The organism is Segatella buccae ATCC 33574 (assembly GCF_000184945.1).
Classification (GTDB): domain Bacteria; phylum Bacteroidota; class Bacteroidia; order Bacteroidales; family Bacteroidaceae; genus Prevotella; species Prevotella buccae.
Genome location: NZ_GL586311.1, coordinates 1,271,277 through 1,292,552 on the forward strand (window position 1 = coordinate 1,271,277; position 21,276 = coordinate 1,292,552).

Genomic DNA, 21,276 nt, shown 5'->3' on the forward strand with positions numbered 1-21,276 from the left:
ATGAAAAGACTACGCCTGCTGTTCATGCTCTGTGCCGCCTTGACGGGCATCGCTTCGTTTGCCGCCAACGTGGTCGTGAGTCACTTGACAACCGAGAACATGACCAACCCGCAGGGGTTGGGTACCACCGTGCCCCGCTTCTCATGGCAACTGAGTTCGGAGAAAAGGCAGGTGGTGCAGACGGCCTACCACATCATGGTGGCCTCCACGCCCCGGTTGTTGGAACGGGGAGAAGCCGATTTGTGGAACTCGGGGGAAGTGAAAAGCGACGCCCAACTATGGATCGACTACCGCGGACGCGCCCTGCAAAGTGGCGATGAGGCCTACTGGCGGGTGCGGGTGACCACCAACCGGGGGAAGACCGAATGGAGTGCCGTACAACGGTTTACCATCGGACTGCTCGGCGAAAACCGGTGGAGCGGTCGTTGGATAGGGCTGGAAGAACTGCAACCGGGCGAACGAAAAGGCATGTACACCCGACTGGCTGCCCGCTATCTGCGCAAGGAATTCAAGCTGAAAGGGCGTGTGAAGCGCGCCATGGCTTACGTGGCAGGACTGGGCGTGCATGAATTCTTCGTCAACGGCATCCGCATGGGTGGCCACCATGTGCTACAGCCCGTGCCGAGCGACTATCGCAAGACTGTCTACTACAACACCTACGACGTGACCGAACCGCTCAACGCCTCGCATACAGCCTGTTTAGCCATTATGCTGGGCAACGGTCGGCTGTTCCCCATGCGGCAGGAGAAGCCCTATAAGACACCCTTTTTCGGCTACCCGAAGTGCCGCATCAATGTGCGCATCGACTACGAAGACGGTTCGCACGCTGTTTGGGCAACCGACCCGTCGTGGAAACTGACCGTTGATGGTCCCATCCGCGCCAACAACGAATACGACGGTGAGGAATATGATGCCCGCAAGGAAATGCCCGGATGGAACCGCGTGGGCTTCGACGACAGCCGGTGGCAGGAGGCCCGGCGATGTGCCGTGCCCGATGGCACGCTGCGCCCGCAACCCACCGAGGGCATGGTAGAGACTCCCTATCCGCATCGTCCCCGCATTGTCTCCCCCCTCGGCAATCACAAAAGCACTTCATTAACACCTGCCACCCATCACCCATCACCTCTCATCCTCGACTTCGGACAGAACATGGCCGGCTGGATAGGCCTCAAGGTGCGTGGCAACAGGGGCGACACCATACGTGTGCGCTATGCCGAAAAACTCAATGCCGACGGCACACTCTACCGCGACAACCTGCGCAACGCGCGCTCGGAAGACATCTATGTGTGTAACGGGAAAGAGGCAGGCAGACTCTGGAAGCCCGCATTTTCCTACCACGGTTTCCGCTATGTGGAGGTGAGCGGACCGGTAACAGCCGCGCCCGACGACTTCACGGCCTTCACTGTGAGCGACGAGATGGCAACCACGGGCCACTTCGAATGCTCCGACACCACGCTCAATGCCGTGGTGCGCAACGCATGGTGGGGCATCTACAGCAACTACAAGGGAATGCCCGTAGACTGTCCGCAGCGCAACGAGCGGCAGCCGTGGCTGGGCGACCGCACCGTGGGTTGCCTCGGCGAGAGTTTCCTCTTCAACAACGAGCGACTCTACAGCAAGTGGATGGGCGATCTGGCAGAGGGTGTGCGCTCCGATGGAGCACTGTCCAACGTCACACCGGCCTTCTGGAACTACTACGAAGACAACGTGACATGGCCGGCTGTATTCCCCTTTGCCTGCGATATGCTCTACCAACAATACGGCAACATCCGCCCCATCACGGAATGTTACCCTTACATCAAGAAGTGGTTCACTCATATACTTGACGAATACCGGCACGAAGACATCATCACCAAAGACAAGTATGGCGACTGGTGTGTGCCGCCCGAGAAGCCGGAACTCATCCACAGCCAAGACCCCGCACGCAAGACCGACGGTGCACTTATCTCCACAGCCTACGGCATCAGAGTGTTCCAACTGCTGGAGAAGTTTGCCCGGCTGCAGGGCATGGAGTGCGAGGCAGACTGTTGGAAAGAGCAACGCAGCCGCATGACGGCGGCCTTCAACCGCAAATTTCTCACGCTCAAGCGCGGCACTTCGCCCCGCCCCGGCCACGTGCTATACCCCGACAGCGTATTCTACGGCAACAACACGGCCACGGCCAACCTCCTGCCACTGGCTTTCGGCATTGTGCCCGACAGCCTCAAAGATGAAGTGGTGAAGAACGTGGTGACCAACATCATCACCACGGGCGACGGACACGTGACCTGCGGTGTCATCGGCATCAGTTGGTTGCTGCGTGGACTGTCCGACAACGGCTTTGCCGATGTGGCCTATCTGCTGGCCACCAACAACACCTATCCGTCGTGGGGATACATGGCCAAGAACGGAGCCACCACCATCTGGGAGCTCTGGAACGGCGACAAGGCCGACCCGGCGATGAATTCGGGCAACCACGTGATGCTCCTCGGCGACCTGCTCACGTGGTGCTACCAATACTTGGCGGGCATTCGTCAGGCCCCAGGGAGCACGGCCTACAAGCACATCGTCTTGCAGCCCTCATTCGGCATAGAAGACTGTTTCCATGTAGATGCAAGCTACATGACACCCTACGGTCGGGTGGTCAGCAAGTGGAAGAAGACTCTTGAACGCGTGGAATGGCAGGTGGAGGTACCCGTCAACACCACGGCCACGGTGTACCTGCCCAACGGAAAGACCGAAGATATAGGGTCCGGGAGCTACACGTTCGAGAGCGACATCACGCCAAAGAATCCTGCTATCGTGGAAGACGAATTCCTTTACGAGTCGGCCGGCTTCCCGCAGGCCCACGCTTCCACCATCACGCAACTGAAAAACGGCGACCTCGTGGCCGCTTATTTCGGCGGCACTTGGGAGCGCAATCCGAATGTCTGCATCTGGGTGAGCCGCAAACCCAAAGGTTCCGACCGTTGGGAGGCTCCCGTGCTGGCAGGCGACGGGGTCTACGAGTTGGGCACTCCAGATGCTGCACTGGCCGGCATCGACGAGAAAACCACTCCGGCCTCAGCCGGCCCTATCAAGCAGCGGAGGGGCGAACAGCTGAAAGACTACCGACAGCAGATAGCCCATTGGCATTACACCTACCCCAAAACCAAGGAGGAGGCTGCCGCCACCAAGCCCAAGAACATGCCCTTCAACGCCCGTCTGAAGCGCAAAGCCTGTTGGAATCCGGTGCTGTTTACCATGCCCGACGGCGAACTATGGCTTTTCTACAAAGTGGGAGCGATTGTGGCCGACTGGACGGGATGGCTCGTGAAATCAAGAGACGGCGGGCGGACATGGAGCGACCGGGAACCTCTACCCAAGGGATTTATAGGTCCGGTGAAGAACAAGCCCGAACTTGTCGACGGACGGCTCGTATGCGGGTCGAGTACGGAGAACGACGGCTGGCGCTTCCATGTGGAAATACTCGACCTGAAAACCGGCCGTTGGAAATATGTGGGACCGGTGGAGGCGGAGGGTAGGGCACGCACCGACGATGTGGAACCGGGTTGCGATATGGTTGCCCCTGTCTACAAGCAAGGAGAAGGCCCGCGCCCCATCTACAGCATACAACCTTCCATCCTGCGGCTGAAAGACGGTCGGCTGCAAGTGCTCATGCGCACCCACAATGCCAAGTTGGCCACCTCCTTCAGTGCCGACGGCGGCGACACGTGGAGCCCGGTGACCCTCACCGAGGTGCCCAACAACCAGAGCGGCACCGATGCCGTGACGCTAAGGGATGGTCGGCACGTGCTCATCTACAACGACTTCGAGACGCTCCCCGGCACCAAGAAAGGCCCGCGCACGCCCATCAGCATAGCCCTCTCCGATGACGGCACGCACTGGCATCATGCCCTCACGCTTGAAGACAGCCCCATCAATCAGTATTCCTATCCCGCCATCATTGAGGGGCGCGACGGTAAACTGCACTGCGTCTACACCTGGCGGCGCCAACGCATAGCCTACAAGAAGATAGACTTGAACAAGCTGAAATAGTCCGTCGCAGCCCCAAAGCAGCCGGGGCGGTTCGTCGGAGCAATCGGATTGATTTGCCGAAGGGCCGTCGGGGGAATGGTGCAAAGCCGTTGCACGCCCCGTGCATGGCTGTTGCACGCCTTGTGCAAGGCCTCTGCACGGATGGTGCAAGAGCCACGCACCAAACTGTCGGCAGCCCGACGGGGAAACCATTCGGTTGCATTCATCAACAAACAGACCTCACAACATGAAAAGAATATACGCCATCTTCATCGCCTTGGCAGTCTGTACGGCTGCCTTGCAGGCACAAACCGTCAGCATCATCACTTCCGGAAAGCCGAACAATAGGGTGGCCTACGCCGCCGAGCATTTGGAGAAAAAGCTGACGGCCATCGGTTATACAGTCTCATCCCGGCGGGCCGACTACCGCATCAGGCTCTCCGTCACAGGCGAAAAGCCAGGAATGAAGAAAGAGGGCTTCCACATCAGCCGCAAGAAAGGTGACATCGTCGTGGAAGGCTACGATGGGGCGGGGGTGATCTATGGTTGCAGCGAACTGGCCGACTATGCCCGCCACCATGGCAATCTCGACATCGGAGACAGCCGGCAAAATCCGGAGATGGTGCTGCGTGGGGCCTGCATCGGTTTGCAGAAGACGGTCTACCTGCCCGGCCATCAGGTGTATGAATATCCCTACACGCCCGAAAACTTCCCTTGGTTTTACGATAAGCGGCAGTGGCTCGACTATCTCGACATGCTGGTAGACAACAAGATGAACTCCCTCTACCTGTGGAACGGGCATCCCTTCGCCTCGCTCGTGAGGCTGAAAGACTATCCCTTCGCCCTTGAGGTGGACGAGGAGACATTCCGGAAAAACGAGGAGATGTTCTCCTTCCTCACCCACGAGGCCGACAGGCGCGGCATCTTCGTTATCCAGATGTTCTACAATATCATCCTCTCCAAACCCTTTGCCGACCACTACGGGCTGAAGACGCAAGACCGCCACCGCCCCATCACGCCGCTCATCAGCGATTACACCCGCAAGAGCATTGCCGCCTTTATCGAGAAATATCCCAACGTGGGCCTGCTTGTGTGCCTGGGAGAGGCGATGGACACCTACGAAGACGATGTGGAATGGATGACCCGCACGGTGATACCCGGGGTGAAAGACGGTCTGAAGGCACTCGGGCGCACCGACGAACCGCCCGTGCTGCTGCGCGCCCACGACACCGACTGCAAGGCGGTGATGGAGGCTTCGCTCCCGCTCTACAAGAATCTCTACACCATGCACAAGTACAATGGCGAGTCGCTGACCACCTACCAGCCACGCGGCCCGTGGACAAAGATGCACACCGACTTGGCCGCTCTGGGCAGCACGCACATCAGCAACGTGCATATCCTCGCCAATCTGGAGCCTTGGCGCTGGGCCTCGCCCGCCTTCGTGCAGCGTGCCGTGACGGCCATGCACGACATCCACCACGCCAATGCGTTGCATCTCTATCCGCAATCGGCCTACTGGGACTGGCCCTACACGGCCGACAAACTGCCCGGCGGAGCCCGGGAGAGGCAGTTGGACCGCGACCGGCTGTGGTACAAGACATGGGGCCGCTATGCTTGGAACTGCCGGCGCGACCGGCAGGAGGAGAGGGGCTATTGGGACGAGGAACTGGCCTGCTGTTACTGTCCGGGCAACACGCAGGCGGCCGACAGCATACGCAAGGCCTACGACGAGAGCGGCGAGATAGCCCCGAAGCTCTTACGCCGTTTTGGCATCACCGAGGGCAACCGCCAGACGCTCCTGCTGGGCATGAGGATGGGCCAACTGGTGAACCCCTACAAATACACCATCTATCCCGGTTTCTACGAGAGTTGCGGGCCGGAGGGCGAAAAACTTATCGAGTTTGTGGAGCGGGAGTGGCGGCACGAGCCCCACACAGGGGAGCTGCCGCTCGACATCGTGGCACAAGTGGAGGCACACGGCGACCGGGCCGTGGCCGCCATTGATGCCGTAGCCGCACAAGTGACCGCCAACCGGGAGGAGTTTGGTCGGCTGCGCAACGACATGCACTGCTACCGGGAGTTTGCTTACAGCTTCGGCGAAAAGGTGAGGGCCGCCCGGCATGTACTCAACTACAAGTGGGGAAAGGACATCGGAGAACTGGACAAGGCTGTCCCGCTCCTCGAAAAGAGTCTGGAGCACTATCGCCGGTTGGTGGCTCTGACAAAAGACACCTACCTCTATGCCAACTCCATGCAGACGGCCCAGCGGCGCATCCCCGTGGGCGGAGACGACGGCAAGATGAAGCACTGGCAGGAACTGCTGCCGCTCTACGAGCAGGAGTTGGCCAATCTGAAGAAGAACATCGCCCGGTTGAGGGCGCAGGCCGCCGGCACTTATCGTGAGGTGGAAGAGACTGTCAGGCCCTTGAAGGCTGCCGGCGTGCAGTTGGTCGGCGAGGCGGAGACCGTGACGCTGACCAAGGGCGCACGGCTGTTCAGCGACATGGACAGCGTGGTGACCGACTTGGCCCCCGAGTTGCAGGGCCTGAAGGCATACCGCTTCAGCAGTGACCAACAGCGCAAGCAGGGCACCAAGATAGCGTTTGTCTGCAAGAAGCCCGTCAGTTTGTTGGTGGGCTACTTCCGCGACGACCAGATGAAATATGCCAAGGCACCCAAGCTGGAGACCGATGCTACAGCCAACGACTACGGACAAGCCGAGCCACAGCTCACTTCCGCCATCCGCATAGACGGTATGCCGCAAGTAAACGTACACAAATACGACTTCCCCGCAGGCAGTCACACGTTGCTTTTGCCCAAAGGCATCTTACTGGTAACGGGCTTCACAGGCGACAAAGTGACGCCCCGAGATGCCGGTCTGTCGGGCGCGGACAAGGCTATCGACTGGCTGTTTTATTAGCACACCGGCCATTCCGTGGCCCCCCAAGGAAAGCGGAGGACACCGGTCAGAAAACCCTAAAACCACAATCAAAAACAATTCATGCGCAAAAATATCCTTTCGCTGCTGTTTTCGACAGCCATCGGCATGTCGGCACAGTCTGTCTCCCAAACCACGATGCAGGCCGTCTACGAGGAGGTGAAGACACCTTATAAATATGGTATGGTGGTGGCTCCGGCCGACACCCATCACCAGACGGACTGCCCAACGGTGTTCCGACATGGTGGAAAGTGGCTGATGACCTACGTGGTGTACAACGGCAAGGGCGGTCTCGACGGGCGTGGATATGAGACGTGGCTCGCTTCGTCGGCCGATCTGCTGCACTGGACGACACTCGGGCGCATTCTCTCCTACCGGGACAAAGGGTGGGACATGAACCAGCGGGGCGGCTTCCCGGCACTCATCGACTGGACATGGGGCGGTTCATACGCGATGAACACCTATAAGGGAAAGCACTGGATGACCTATATCGGCGGGGCCGGAACGGGCTACGAAGCCGTGCGCGAACCGCTTAACATCGGTCTGGCGTGGACGAAAGGCGACCCTTCATACGCCCACGAATGGCGGTCGATGGCCGACCGGCCACTCCTGAGCATCCACGACAAGGGGGCGCAATGGTGGGAGAAGCTTGTGCAATACAAGAGCACGGTCTATGAAGACAAAGCCAAGACACTCGGCAAACGCTTCATGATGTTTTACAATGCAGGCGGTGTGAATCCGAAGAACAATCTCAAGGCCGAACGCATCGGCATAGCACTGTCCGACGACATGAAGCACTGGGAACGCTATGCGGGCAATCCCGTCTATGCGCATGAGGCACCGGGCATCATCACGGGAGACGCACAAATCGTGAAGATGACCCTTCCCCACGCGGTCGACGGCCGGGGTCAACGACTTTCCGGCCCGCTCTACGTGATGTTCTACTTCTCAGCCTATCATCCACAACGCCGGTACAATGCCTTCAACACCTTTGCCGTGAGTACCGACCTTGTGCACTGGCAAGACTGGACGGGCCCTGACCTCATCTGTCCCACCAAACCCTACGATGACATGTTTGCCCACAAGAGTTGCGTGGTGAATCACCAAGGTGTGGTCTATCACTTCTACTGTGCGGTGAACAAGGCCGGGCAGCGGGGCATAGCCGTGGCCACAAGCGTGCCGATGGGGCGGTCGGCTGTGGCGTTTCCCACCCCCGAAAAGGGCGGGAAGCGTGTCGTGACCGACCTCAACAGGGGTTGGACAACTTCACTACTTACCACCAACCAAGATTCTCTGGCCATGCCACCCGCCACCCGCACCGTAAACTTGCCTCACAACTGGGACGACTATTACGGCTATCGGCAGTTGAAGCACGGAAATCTGCACGGTTCGGCGGTCTATACCAAGACCTTCCAAGCAAGAAAACGGCCCGGGCGGCAGTATTTCCTGCACTTCGAGGGCATCGGATCCTACGCTCGGGTGGTGCTCAACGGCCATGCATTCTCTGACAAGCCCGTCCCCGTGGGCCGCACCGTCTACACATTGAATGTCACTTCTTGGCTGAACGATGGAGTCAACAGCCTGCGCGTGGAGGTCGCCCATCCCGAAATGATCACCGATATGCCGTGGGTGTGTGGCGGTTGTTCGGCCGAATGGGGATTCTCCGAGGGCAGTCAGCCGTTTGGCATCTTCCGTCCGGTGACACTCGAAGAGACCGACGAGGTGCGCATCGAGCCTTTCGGTGTGCACATCTGGAACAATGCCGCCTGCGACAGTGTCTTTATCGACACTGAGGTGAGGAATTACAGCCGTGCGACGGTGGAAATAGAGCTCGTCAACAAACTCAACCGGGCAAGTGGAAAAACCTACTTTAGGCTCTCGGAAAAAACAACTTTGCAGCCGGGAGAGACGAAAACCATTCGTCAGCGGACGGCCATCGACAGTCCCCATCGCTGGAGTCTTGACGACCCTTACCTTTATCATCTGGCTACGATGATTAAACGCGAGGGCGGAAAGACAACCGATGAATCAGACACCGAGTTCGGTATCCGCAGCATCAGTTGGCCCGTGCATGCCGTCAAGAGTGTCAATATGTCAGCCGGTCAAGGTCCGGCAACCGACACACATCGGTTCCTGCTCAATGGAAAACCGGTCTTCATCAACGGCACTTGCGAGTATGAACATCTTTTCGGAGGCAGTCACGCTTTCTCTCACGAGCAGATAGCTTCGCGCGTCAAGCAGATACGCCAAGCCGGTTTCAATGCTTTCCGTGAGGCCCACCAGCCCCACAACCTCTACTACGGACAGTTGTTCGATGAGCAGGGGATGCTTTTCTGGAGCCAGTTTTCCGCCCACATCTGGTACGACACGCCCGAATTTCGCACCAACTTCAAGGAGAAACTGCGCCAATGGGTCAAGGAACGGCGCAACTCTCCGAGCATCATACTTTGGGGATTACAGAATGAGAGCGTGCTGCCGAAAGACTTTGCGGAGGAGTGTAGGGCTATCATCCGCGAGCTCGACCCTACGGCCATCGACCAGCGGGCCGTCACCACTTGCAATGGCGGTGAGGGAACAGACTGGAATGTGGTGCAAAACTGGAGCGGAACCTACGGTGGAAGTGCTGACAACTATGCCCGGGAACTCAAGCATTCGGACCAACTCCTCAACGGCGAATACGGGGCATGGCGCACGCTCGGACTCCATGGGGCCGATCGCTATTCGGAAGAAGCATTCACCGGTCTGCTGAGCAAGAAGGCATTGTTGGCCGAGAGTGCCCGCGACAGCGTGTGCGGACACTTCCAATGGCTCTTCGTTTCGCACGAAAATCCCGGTCGGGTGCAACCCGATGAGGCTTTACGACGCATTGACAAAGTGGGACCGTTCAACTATAAAGGTCTGCTCACGCCATGGGAACAGCCCACGGAAGCCTTCTATTGGTACCGGAACCACTATGTGGGTACACCTGCCGACACGCTTACGCCCACCGCCGCCGACCGCAACCGAGACTTGCTCAAACCGGCTGACGGTTACACCTACCTTTACAGACTCAACTGTGGCGGAGATGCCTACACCGACTCCTACGGCCATGAGTGGCTGCAAGACGACACACTCTACTCCGAATCGTGGTCGGAGAAGATGGGGTTGCCTCCCTTCATGGCCAGTCAAGGACATATCACTGATAGCATCCACGGTACGGTAGATGCTCCACTGTTTCAATATTTCCGTTGGGGAAGGCACGCACTGAAATGGCATTTCTGTGTGCCCGACAACCGTCTCTACCGCATCGAACTCTATTTTGCCGAACCGTGGTTGGGAGCTCGCTACGGGGCAGCTATCGACTGCGAGGGCGAACGCATCTTCGATGTGGCTGTGAACGACAGCGTGGTCATAGATAATCTCGACCTTTGGACCGAGGCGGGCTTTGCCGGAGCCTTGAAGAGGGTGGTCTATGCCCGTGCGGAGAACGGACAGATCACCATCGGTTTTCCTGAGGTGAAAGCGGGACAGGCCGTCATCTCGGCCATCGCCATCGCCTCAGATGCTCCGGAGGCCATGCCCGTCAGACTGAAAACAACCTCGCGAAGCAAGACTTTTTGGGCAGATCTTGACCGGGACACCATTGCCCGCTATCCCAAAGAGATGTTGCCCAGGGATGTCGAGGCTTTTCCGGCGGTGCGCTATCAGGAGGCATCGGAGGCCAAAAAGAAGATAGGAAAGGCCCGGACTGCTTACCATGAGTGGACTGTCACTCCCGGGGTGGCACGGGAATATATGCTCCGTTTCCGCTACAAGAATGTCACCGGCAGAGCCATTAAAAGTCATCTTACAGTCACCAATGCCCAAGGCGGTGTGCTCGTAGACAGGGAAATGACTTTCCCCACGACTCCAGATAAGTTCAAAACTATCGGCACCACAATGGGAACGCAAATCAATGCGGGCAGCTATCGGGTGAGGATAAAGGGTGCTGAAAATATCGAATTTGACTATTTAGAAGTACAATGATGAAGAAGTTCTTATTTCTAACGGTCTCCGTTTGCACATTTTCCGTCTTGCAAGGAGTGTGTGCAGAGTGGGAAAACCACCACATCTTGGAGATAAACAGAGAGCCGGCAAGGGCTTATTTCATTCCATTCAAGCAACAGCCGGGTGATAGTCAGCTATCACTTGACGGCATTTGGAAATTCCGGTGGACGAAGACCCCTGCCGAACGCATTGTGGATTTCTATCGGCCCGACTACGATTGCTCCACATGGAAAGAACTGCAAGTGCCTGCCACCTGGGAGTTTAACGGCTACGGCACACCGATTTACATCTCCGCAGGCTACCCGTTTCGCATCAATCCGCCTTACGTGATGACCGAACCGCCGGCAGACTGGACTACATTCGAGGAGCGCAATCCCACAGGACAGTATCGCCGCACGTTCGAGTTGCCCGAAGACTGGATGCCGGTCACGGGCAGAGACGGGGCCGGTGGGCAAGTGTTTTTGCGATTCGAGGGTGTGCAGAGTGTATTCTATGTGTGGCTTAATGGCCAAAAGGTGGGGTATAGTCAAGGGTCGATGGAACCGAGCGAGTTTAACGTGACGCGCTATCTCAAGTCCGGCCGCAATGACATCGCTGTGGAAGTGTACAAGTATTGTGATGGCAGCTACCTTGAGGATCAGGACTTCTGGCGCCTCGGCGGCATACATCGGGAGGTCATGCTCTATCGCACCTCCGACATCCAACTGCGCGACTTTACCGTGCGTACCGTCCCGCAGCAAGCAACCGGAGATCAGGAAGCCGCCGATTTGTCCCGTTGGCTGCTGCAAGTCAATCCGCAGTTGCGTGTCTTTGGTAAAGAGCAGGGGCGTGGTTATCAGGTGAAGGGGACACTGACGGATACCGACGGAAAAACTATTGTCACCATGTCGGCCGATGCCGAGACTATTCTCGACCTCTCCCACAAGGCTGCCAATATGAATGAGTGGTTTCCACAGCGTGGTCCGATGAAGTTTGCCCGTATGCAAACAGAGGTGGAACGACCTCACCTTTGGACGGCTGAGACACCTTATTTATATACACTCACGCTCCGGTTGCAGGATTCCACAGGCCACGCAGTGGAACAGGTGCAGCAGAAAATAGGTTTCCGCATGCTGGAGATACGCGACGGCAGACTGCTCGTCAACGGCCGGCAAGTGCGTTTCCGTGGGGTCAACCGACATGAGTTCGACCCGCAACTGGGTCGTGTGATGACGGAGAAGATGATGCAACGTGACCTTCGGCTGATGAAAGAGGCTAATATCAACGCTGTGCGAACAAGCCATTATCCCAATGTGCCGCGCTGGTATGAGCTTTGCGACAGTATTGGCATCTATGTTATGGACGAGGCCGACTGCGAAACGCATGGTCTGAGAGGGACGCTCGCTTCCTCGCCCGACTGGACAGCGGCTTTCGTGGATCGCGCCATTCGTATGGCCGAACGCGATAAGAATCATCCGTCAGTGGTGTTCTGGAGCCTTGGCAACGAGAGCGGATACGGCATGAACCACGCTGCAATGGCCGGTTGGCTCCATACTTTTGACCCGACACGCTTCGTGCATTACGAGGGGGCACAGACGCCTTACGAGAGAGCAAAGGCGGAAGACGGAACAACGGAAGTCTCCTCCCGGCAATGGACGGAGGCTACTTATCCCTACACCGACCCTGCGTGTGTGGATGTCTTGAGTAGGTTTTACCCCCGTGTGCGACAGGAATATCTCAATCCGGGCATGGCGGAAGGCTCAGAGAAGGAGCGGGCAGAGAACGCCCGGTGGGAACATCTGCTCGACATTGCCGAACGGACGAACGACAACCGGCCTGTACTTACCAGCGAATATGCACACTGCATGGGCAATGCTTTGGGGAATTTTAAGGAGTATTGGGATGAGATATACAGTAACAAGAGGATGCTTGGGGGATTTATTTGGGATTGGGTGGATGCCTCCCCCGGCCCCTCCGAAGGAGGGGAGGGCCTCGCGGTATTGGAAGGGATAAAGGAGAATCAAAGGCTTGAAAAGCTCACGGCATTAAAAGAGACAAAGGAGACGCAAAAGCTTAAATATCTCACGGCATTAAAAGAGACAAAGAACGATCAAATATCTGAAGATAAAAATACCCGGAAACTTAAAGCCCCCCAAGCGCAAACACTCCGACAAGGCCTTGTCCCGCGAGGCACTCCCCTCCTTCGGAGGGGCCGGGGGAGGCTCTACGGTGGCGACTTCGGGGACAAGCCCAACTCCAAAGCTTTCTGCCTCAATGGTGTTGTCTTTGCCGACCGTACCACCTCGGGGAAATACCAAGAAGTGAAATATGTCTACTCGCCCGTGCAGACAGCCTGCCATGGAGATACTGTCTATATCATCAATCGGGGTAGTCACCTCACTCTCGATGCCTACCGATGCCGCTATCGGCTCATGGAAAACGGGCGATTGCGCAAGCAAGGCAGTCTGACCATGCCGGCTGTAGAACCGGGGGACAGCAGCATGTTGATGCGTATCGGTGACTTCGCTTTCTCAAAAGACAAGGATGTGCGGCTCAATTTGGAGTTTCTTCATACCGACGGGAAGCATATCGTCACCCAACAAGTGGCACTAAGTGACCGGTTGACAGCTGCGACGGCCATTGGCAAACGTCCGAAACAGAAAGTCGGTATGGCTGCCGAAATCATGAAGAGTGCCCGTCCGCAGTTTTTCCGTGCCCCGACAGATAATGATACGGGGTTCGGCAACTGGCTTGCCAAGGATTGGCGGACTCATCGTCTGGACTCTCCCAAGGTCGTGAACGTCTCCGACAGTGTGGCAGAATACCACTACGCCCACGGCTCTATCATAGTCACGACACACACGAAAGTCCTTTCACATGGTGGGGTGGAACTCACACAGCGTTATGACTGCCAAGGCGAGCTACCCGAACTTCCACGCTTGGGGCTGGCCTTGCAGCTGCCTAAAGAATATGAACTACTCTCGTGGTATGGTCGCGGGCCGTGGGAGAATTATCCCGACCGCAAGCAGTCTGCACTGATAGGCTACTGGGAAAGCACCGTCACCGACCAGTTCACCCACTATCCCCGGCCGCAAGACAATGGCAACCACGAAGACTGCTCGCTCGTCGTGCTCCAAACCAAGAGTGGAAAAACACTCCGTGTGGAGGCTGTCGATGCTCCCTTCAGTTTCTCCGCCCTCCACTATTCAGCCCAGGACCTCTATCATGCCGACCACGACTTCAAGCTCCCGAAGACCGACTACACCATCCTCAGCATCGACTGCGCGGTCTTGGGATTGGGCAATGGTAGCTGCGGCCCCGGCGTGTTGAAAAAATATGCCATCGACAAAAAGCGTTCGTACACGCTGCGCCTTGTTGTCTACAAGTAAACAAGTGGACGAGCAGACAAGTCAAGTGTCAACATTATCTGTGCTTGCACATTGACAACTCCTGCAAGCAACTCGTCTACTCTCCGACTTGGCTTGCCGTTGAGCCCATCGTGTTCGAGTCGGGCAACAAGCATGATATGCCTTACTGAACCCCCGATATTCGTAAAATCATCGTTCGAGCAAGTCACAGCAGTAGCCTTGCCGCTTAGGAATCGTTCTCGTTCGATGCCCTTGCACCATCCGCGCATGGCTGCCGCACCATCCGTTCAGAGGCTTTGCACGCATTGCGCAAAGCCTCTTTCGCAATTCCATACCGGTCGACTGGAGATTTCATGCTACTGCATCGGTTGCTTGTCTGTACCCAAGTCTCACAAGGCTGAGACCGATTTTTCAAACGCATTTCGCATGATAAGAAGAGGACATAAATCGACAAATACAAATGAGACATCACTGCAATAAAGAAGGGGGATTCCGTCCAAATTCCATTTAAGTTTTTTTCCCATATTCAAAATCCTTTAACGAGTAAATGTAATAGTATTTCCCACCATTAAATAATATCATGATACTTTTATTAAAATATCCACTATTTGTATACGGTTTATACTCTACAATAATAGCCAGTTCTTGGTTAGACCCAATTAGATTCTTTGAAAATGTAGCCTTAATACAACTACATCGATTTACAATATCACTGATATATAAACGCTCTTTACTTTTATTTTTTAATCTTATATTAAAGATAAACACTCCTCGTTTTTTAGAATACTTCTTAAAGCTATTAACGGAATTAAATTCAACAAAACTTGCATATCTCTGATGCATTATCTTATCCGAAATCACTGCATTAACATTCACCTTTTTGAGGCTATGAAAAGCATATCCATGCAAAGATTGCAAAATCACGAGTAGGATAATGAGAGTATATCTATAGTGATTTTTCATTTAAAACCAATGGGGGATTAATAAAAAAATGGGAGATAAGTTTTATCCCCCATTTTTTTATTCGTTACTTAGACTATAAAAAAGAAATAGGTCAAATCCAGCATGATGAAAATAACACAAAAATATTTCTCGTACTTTACCTTAAAGTAATATCGTTTAAATAGCATATAAAATTCAAATATCAAAGCAACCAACATCAATATGATGCCAATATATTTGGTAGCTTGAGAATCCAAAGAATATGCCATTGTAATTAAGAAAAAGGCGAGAATATTCAAAAACGAGATATTATAATACATTTTACCTCCTTCGACTTCTTAAACATTTTTCATAATCATAGATGGCCCATGCAACACCTACGCAACCCAAGGTTCTCCCTACAACAGCCACTCCCAACTGCAGCGCTGTTCGTGCTGTAATTAGACCGGCTGTGCCAGTTATATAACCAAATGCTCCTGAAAATGCGTCAAATCCTATTGCAGCAGTCATGCAACTTGTTAAATCATCTATTGAATATCTCCCTATTGCATATTCAGAACTTATTTCTTTATCTTCCCTTTTTGCACATTCATCCGCTAGGAAAGCAAATTGTGCCAACTGCGTCTCATCCATATCTTTAATTTGCATAAGTTCTGTTGATTTTACCTCCAACTTTCCTGCTTCAGAAAGAGCTATAAGTTCATCTCTTATCTGTACACCTTCTTCAACCAATGGCGCAAGGATTTGTTTAGCTCTTAATTCCATAGCATCATCTCCCAACTCTGCACGAGTCTGAACTTGGGTATTAAAAAGCTCATCTAACTCGTTATATACACTTTGAGAAAGGGGAGCAGACGCATCAAGTTTAATTGCAATTTTATCGGTAGAATCCAATCCATTTTCGGTTATTGAATCTTGACTGCAACTTACCAAACCAAATGTTCCAACTAACAATAGCGTTACATACTGTTTCATAGTTTAAAAACTTTTAATTGTTTATATTCACGCTAATTAAGATTCGGAAGTAAATATAACGCATTATTTCCAATATTACAAAAAAACAAGACGAAAATCTTACGGGTATTTGTTGCTTTTAACAAAAACACGGCCTTTGTGTTAAAAAATGTGCCTGACACCTTTGGAGACTAACGGAGAAAAAACGGCGGCTTCCTGTCACGTTCCTTTCATTGCCGTCATATTGCTGTCAGGCGTAACAAATTGTCCTGCAAATCATTATAAGGAAAATGACAGCATGACAGGAAAAACGGAGAAAACTTTATTTCTTTGTTTTTAATGTATCTACATGTCACCCTTTCCATCATTTACATTCAAACGGAAATGCACAAACACCGGCCATTAACTTGTCAACTCGTCCATTTGTCAACTCGTTTATTTCTCGCCCGACTGGACAGCGGCTTTCATGGATCGAGCCATTCGCATGGCCGAACGCGACAAGAATCATCCGTCGGTGGTGTTCTGGAGCCTTGGCAACGAGAGTGGATACGGCATGAACCACGCTGCAATGGCCGGTTGGCTCCATACTTTTGACCCGACACGCACGAAGACTGCTCGCTCGTCGTGCTCCAAACCAAGAGTGGAAAAACACTCCGTGTGGAGGCTGTCGATGCTCCCTTCAGTTTCTCCGCCCTCCACTATTCGGCTTCCGACCTCTATCACGCCGACCACGACTTCAAGCTCCCGAAGACCGACTACACCATCCTTAGCATCGACTGCGCGGTCATGGGATTGGGCAACAGCAGCTGTGGCCCCGGTGTGTTAAAGAAATATGCCATTGACAAAAAGCGATCACATACGTTGCGTCTTGTAGTGTACGAGTAAACAGGTGGGCGAGTAGAGAAGGTAAGTGTCAACATATCGGTTCTTACACATAGGCGAACCTGCAAGTACGTCTGTTGCTTCGTCAATTTGTCTTTCTGTCGAGACTGTTGTGTTTAAGCCGGTCAACAAGTATAATAGCCCCCAAATAAAAATGCGGCAAGACATCTGAGAAGATATGTCTTGCCGCGTTTTTTTAGCTCTGAGTCGGACTTTCAGCCCACCGAAATCATGGGTGAAGTCACGGCAATGTGCTGGAAGGGGCGTGTCATTTGGCCGCGAAGGTGACGCTGACGACTGTACCGCCCGCAGACGACTGGTAGTTCCACACCTGTGACAGACCGGCTTTGTTGGCCAGTTCCACATAGGCAGCCACGTTTTCGTCGATGAGGATGTTCTTCTCGATATAGGCTTTTACTTCTTTTGCAGTGAGTTTACGATCGTAGTATTTGGCATCGATGATGAGTGGAAAGACGATTTGTTTTTCATCTATGGTCATCACGCCCAGAGAGTTATAGTCATCGAGGGCCACGGGAGCTGCAATGTTGGCAAAGGCCACGCGCTCTTTCAGTTCGGTGAGTGGCGAGGGGTCGGCTCCGAGCAGCGATGCCACCTCAGTGGGATCAGTCTCTACGGCAACGGTCTTGCCTGAAGTACGGCCCTTGAAGTTGAATTTCAGGCCGGTCTTACTCTCCACAATGGTCTGCGCCAGGTCTTTCAGGATTCCTTTCTGGCCATAGAAGAAGGTGGTGAGTGCTTTGCCCAACTCGCCTTTCTGGGCCTCGATATTCTTCAGGGGCAGCGCATCTTCGTCTACATCGATGGTGAGATTGAGACTCTGGTCGAGACTGATGGCCGACACCTGTGCCCCTTCCATGAAATTCAGCGGCATGGCATTTTGCAAGGCCTGCACCTGCTCTTGCAGCGCACTCTTTTGTGAACACCCCGTCATGGCAAGCAGTGCCATGAGCGACAACATTAAACTTGTAATTTTCTTCATATTCTTTTTTGTTGGCATTTCTTTAATAACGGGCTTTTGTGCGGTTTATTGCAGCGAGGTGGGCGGAGCCTATTCGGCTTCCAACAACAGCACGCGGCTGGCCCATTCGGTCATCTTGCCCCACTCTACGCCATTGCGGTAGGGCATCTCCAACCCATGCTCCATGAGGAAACGGCCACTGTAGCTCTTGCCCTCACAGTAGAGCGGATTGAGGTCGATGCGATTGAGCTCCGTCACTCGATACATCTTGTCGGGTTGCAGCCCTGCCATCTTCACGCGTGGGAGATGCTCGTTTTGGAACGATTCTGTTTTCCACCAGTAGAACACAGCCTTGGCTTTGGCATCGTCCACATACATCATCGAGGCCAGTCCGAGCCGGTCGTAGGGCGAGATGAGGCGATAGATGTTGCCAAACTGCACCACGGGCCGAATGCGCTTATAGTCGGCGATAGCTTTCCGGCACTGTTCCTTCTCCTCATCGGTCATGTTTTTGGGTTGGATTTCCATGCCCAGACGGCCGCTCATGGCCACATCGATGCGGTATTTCAGCGAGGTGGTGCGGAATACCGTGTGATTGGGAGTGGCCGAAATGTGGCTGGCCATGGCGATGGCGGGGAAGAAATAGCTCGTTCCCCACTGCATATAGATGCGCTGCAAGGCATCCGTGTTGTCGGAAACCCAAAATTCGTCAAACCAAGGGAGCACTCCCCAGTTGGCTCTTCCGCCACCACTGGCACACGCCTGAATCACCAAGTCGGGGTATTTTTGCCGGATGCGCTCGCACACCTTGGCCAGCCCACGGTGATATTCGATGTAAAGATGGCTCTGGTCGGCCATCGGCAGCCATTGCGAACCGTGGTTCATGATAGGCATGTTGGCATCCCATTTGATATAGGCTATCTCGGGATACTTCGTCATCAGGTTGTCCACCACACCGAACACAAAGTCCTGCACCTTCGGATTGCCCATGTCGAGCACCACCTGCGTACCACCTCGCCCGAGCACAGCGTTGCGGCGTGGAGCCTTGATGATCCAGTCGGGATGCTTCTCGTAGAGTTCGCTCACCGTGTTGCTCATCTCCGGCTCTATCCAGATGCCGAATTTCACCCCATTCTTGCGGGCATCGCGTAGCAGGCCTTCGATGCCGTCGGGCAGCTTTTGTTTGTCCACCACCCAGTCGCCGAGCGACGAGTTGTCGGTCTTTCGGGGATATTTGTCCCCAAACCAACCGTCGTCCATCACGAAGAGTTCGCCACCCATAGAGGCGATGTCGGCCATCATGCGATCCATGCCCTGCTGGTTGATGTCGAAATAGACACCTTCCCACGAGTTGAGCAGAATGTCTCGCTCTTGCTCACCGTGCATCAGCTGATATTTCCGCCCCCATTTGTGGAAGTTGCGCGAGGCTCCGCTCAGTCCCTCCCGGCTGTAGGTGAGAGCCAGGACGGGAGTCTTGAAGGTCTCGCCTTTCTTTAGATGATATTCGGAGTTGTCCTCGTTGATGCCGGCCATGAAGTAATGATACTCCGTGTCATCGGTGATGACGCGCAGACGGTAGTTGCCACTGTAGCAGAGGGCGGTCCCAATGACATCGCCGCTGTTCTCCCGCGCTTTGCCGTCGAGCGAAAACATCATCTCGGCATGGTCAGTGTGAGAGTTGCGGGTGCCGTCGTTGTTGCTCACCACAAGCTGGCCCGGTTTGAGTGCCTCTTCCGTCACACGGGCCTCGTTGGCCCACGAGCCCGAGAGATGGCTCACCCGGACATCGCCCCGTCGGATGGGCAGATTGGCCGAGGCAAAGCGTGTGAGTGTCACGTTTCCCTTTTCCCGGTTGGTTATTTCTGTCCACATCTCTATCATGTCTACATCGTTGTAGGCCCGATATTTCAAATCCACGACTATCGGATACATCGGATCCTTCAAGTGAATGGTCGTGACAGCGGCATTGCGCTCCTGCTGCACATCCACACCCGTGGCCACAAGGTCGGTGGAAAGGTTGCCGTCGGCATGGCGCATGGCCAGTGCCGCCTCGGCCGGCGTGTTGAGTCCGTAGGCCGGATAGACCTCCATGCGCCCGCCTGTGGGAACAGGCAAGGTGGGCAGGTCGGCATCGGCCAGCCGCGATCCGAAGTAGACATACTGCGGATGCCGGCCGTTTTCGGCATTCATCACCAAAGAGAGGTGCTGCGTCTCGACTTTCACCATTCGGGCGGAAAGACCGAGCGAACAAGCCAAAAGCAGACCGACAAGTAAGATTTTTTGCTTCATGATAATATGGTTGGTAATAGTTTGTAAGGCAAAAATACAAAATTCTTTCTTTTGATGCCACTTTTCAAGATGAAAAAACAGGCCTGCAACAGATTATGCAAAACATTGGATAAAAAAGTATCAAGCAACAGTAACAATGACAGTTACCCTGCAGAAAGATTGTCTGAAGCTTAACGCAGCAAACTCTCATAATACTTCAAAACAGAAATTGCAGGTTGTTTAAACATGATAATAGGATCGATAAAATAAAGTGTATCCCCATCAAACAGCACATTATCTCCCTCTGCCGACACGTCTGTTATGGCGATATAATCGTTTGCGTAATAATATCGATTCTCCAACTCCAACCCAAGGCCATGCATCAGGTAATTATCAATAGCCTTTTGATTTGGAGTCATATACTTGTCTGTGAGATATTATTGACCAAGAATGATTCTTACACCATCAACATCCTCACCGATTCCTCTAAACTCATAGCGTGTAGACGGAAACAAAATATTATGAATCAGATGTTCATAAATGACATCTTGTGCATGGAGATGCTTGATTGCAGCCTTAGCAAAGGGGTTACGAATCTTTGTAATCACCTGCTCTTCTGCATCAAGATAGACAATGCTTTCACCGGAAGGCAGTTTTTTACGCTCTCCAAACACTGCCCATTTTTCTTTTGGCACATACAGCCCGTGTGCCTTTGCGACGCTTACAAGACACCTGCTTTCAGCCTCTTGCGCTGCAACTCCCGTGCTTTGCTCGTAATTTCCATATTGTTCAGCGGATAACCCAGTCTCAAACACTCCAATATTGCTTCTGTCGCTATCTGCCTGAGATTCTGATTCAAGCTCTGCACATATTTCAAAGCGTTTTGCCCGTTTTTTAAAGATAGCATCGATAATTGTTCGTCCATACCTTTTCATTGGTTATAA

10 protein-coding genes and 2 pseudogenes are annotated in these 21,276 nt (G+C 53.9%); 6 read left to right on the forward strand and 6 right to left on the reverse strand.

The features are described 5' to 3' along the window. Positions 1 to 4,017, forward strand: a complete 4,017-nt coding sequence (locus HMPREF6485_RS04765) for a family 78 glycoside hydrolase catalytic domain (protein ID WP_004345062.1) — start codon at positions 1 to 3, stop codon at positions 4,015 to 4,017. Here the strand turns inward: HMPREF6485_RS04765 and HMPREF6485_RS04770 are convergent. After that, positions 3,984 to 4,223: a hypothetical protein gene (locus tag HMPREF6485_RS04770; protein ID WP_044125842.1), complete on the reverse strand. Its 240-nt coding sequence runs from the start codon at positions 4,221 to 4,223 to the stop codon at positions 3,984 to 3,986. The genes HMPREF6485_RS04765 and HMPREF6485_RS04770 overlap by 34 nt on opposite strands. 20 nt (positions 4,224 to 4,243) lie before the next feature. Here HMPREF6485_RS04770 and HMPREF6485_RS04775 point away from each other — a divergent pair, with 20 nt between their 5' ends. From HMPREF6485_RS04775 to HMPREF6485_RS04785, 3 genes are all read left to right on the forward strand, one after another. Continuing rightward, positions 4,244 to 6,916 (forward strand): alpha-d-galacturonidase, encoded by a 2,673-nt coding sequence (locus HMPREF6485_RS04775; protein WP_004345063.1) that lies wholly within the window; start codon positions 4,244 to 4,246, stop codon positions 6,914 to 6,916. Positions 6,917 to 6,997: 81 nt separating this feature from the next. Beyond that, entirely contained in the window at positions 6,998 to 10,939 is a 3,942-nt protein-coding gene (locus HMPREF6485_RS04780; RefSeq protein ID WP_004345064.1) for a malectin domain-containing carbohydrate-binding protein, read from the forward strand. Then, on the forward strand, positions 10,939 to 14,328 hold the full coding sequence (locus tag HMPREF6485_RS04785; RefSeq protein ID WP_407636082.1) for a glycoside hydrolase family 2 TIM barrel-domain containing protein: 3,390 nt from the start codon (positions 10,939 to 10,941) through the stop codon (positions 14,326 to 14,328). Before HMPREF6485_RS04780 ends, HMPREF6485_RS04785 begins: the two co-directional genes overlap by 1 nt. A gap of 486 nt (positions 14,329 to 14,814) precedes the next feature. Here the strand turns inward: HMPREF6485_RS04785 and HMPREF6485_RS14490 are convergent, their stop codons facing one another. Beyond that, positions 14,815 to 15,270 (reverse strand): DUF1573 domain-containing protein, encoded by a 456-nt coding sequence (locus HMPREF6485_RS14490; protein ID WP_004345068.1) that lies wholly within the window; start codon positions 15,268 to 15,270, stop codon positions 14,815 to 14,817. Positions 15,271 to 15,570: 300 nt separating this feature from the next. Further along, positions 15,571 to 16,224 (reverse strand): hypothetical protein, encoded by a 654-nt coding sequence (locus tag HMPREF6485_RS04805; protein WP_004345070.1) that lies wholly within the window; start codon positions 16,222 to 16,224, stop codon positions 15,571 to 15,573. Positions 16,225 to 16,645: 421 nt separating this feature from the next. Between HMPREF6485_RS04805 and HMPREF6485_RS13960 the strand changes: the two are divergent. Further along, positions 16,646 to 16,807, forward strand: a pseudogene (locus HMPREF6485_RS13960) (glycoside hydrolase family 2 TIM barrel-domain containing protein); the annotation flags it as partial. Between the two features lie 20 nt (positions 16,808 to 16,827). Beyond that, on the forward strand, positions 16,828 to 17,088 hold the full coding sequence (locus HMPREF6485_RS13965) for a beta-galactosidase small subunit-related protein (protein ID WP_004341099.1): 261 nt from the start codon (positions 16,828 to 16,830) through the stop codon (positions 17,086 to 17,088). Positions 17,089 to 17,353: 265 nt separating this feature from the next. Here HMPREF6485_RS13965 and HMPREF6485_RS04815 read toward each other — a convergent pair whose 3' ends face one another. The 3 genes and pseudogenes from HMPREF6485_RS04815 to HMPREF6485_RS14140 all read right to left on the reverse strand — a co-directional run bounded on the left by HMPREF6485_RS04815 (position 17,354) and on the right by HMPREF6485_RS14140 (position 21,267). Then, positions 17,354 to 18,085, reverse strand: a complete 732-nt coding sequence (locus tag HMPREF6485_RS04815) for a hypothetical protein (protein WP_248622234.1) — start codon at positions 18,083 to 18,085, stop codon at positions 17,354 to 17,356. A gap of 69 nt (positions 18,086 to 18,154) precedes the next feature. Beyond that, complete coding sequence (locus tag HMPREF6485_RS04820) at positions 18,155 to 20,353, reverse strand: alpha-galactosidase (protein WP_004345073.1); 2,199 nt, start codon at positions 20,351 to 20,353, stop codon at positions 18,155 to 18,157. A gap of 170 nt (positions 20,354 to 20,523) precedes the next feature. Continuing rightward, positions 20,524 to 21,267, reverse strand: a pseudogene (locus HMPREF6485_RS14140) (putative polyvalent protein kinase domain-containing protein). Positions 21,268 to 21,276: the final 9 nt, after the last annotated feature.

Excerpts from the sequence above, each read along its gene's own strand:
- HMPREF6485_RS04805 (WP_004345070.1), bottom strand. The coding sequence starts at position 16,224 with ATGAAACAGTATGTAACGCTATTGTTAGTTGGAACATTTGGTTTGGTA.
- HMPREF6485_RS14490 (WP_004345068.1), bottom strand. The coding sequence starts at position 15,270 with ATGAAAAATCACTATAGATATACTCTCATTATCCTACTCGTGATTTTG.
- HMPREF6485_RS04820 (WP_004345073.1), bottom strand. The coding sequence starts at position 20,353 with ATGAAGCAAAAAATCTTACTTGTCGGTCTGCTTTTGGCTTGTTCGCTC.
- HMPREF6485_RS04770 (WP_044125842.1), bottom strand. The coding sequence starts at position 4,223 with ATGAATGCAACCGAATGGTTTCCCCGTCGGGCTGCCGACAGTTTGGTG.
- HMPREF6485_RS04765 (WP_004345062.1), top strand. The coding sequence starts at position 1 with ATGAAAAGACTACGCCTGCTGTTCATGCTCTGTGCCGCCTTGACGGGC.
- HMPREF6485_RS04785 (WP_407636082.1), top strand. The coding sequence starts at position 10,939 with ATGAAGAAGTTCTTATTTCTAACGGTCTCCGTTTGCACATTTTCCGTC.
- HMPREF6485_RS04815 (WP_248622234.1), bottom strand. The coding sequence starts at position 18,085 with ATGAAGAAAATTACAAGTTTAATGTTGTCGCTCATGGCACTGCTTGCC.
- HMPREF6485_RS04780 (WP_004345064.1), top strand. The coding sequence starts at position 6,998 with ATGCGCAAAAATATCCTTTCGCTGCTGTTTTCGACAGCCATCGGCATG.
- HMPREF6485_RS04775 (WP_004345063.1), top strand. The coding sequence starts at position 4,244 with ATGAAAAGAATATACGCCATCTTCATCGCCTTGGCAGTCTGTACGGCT.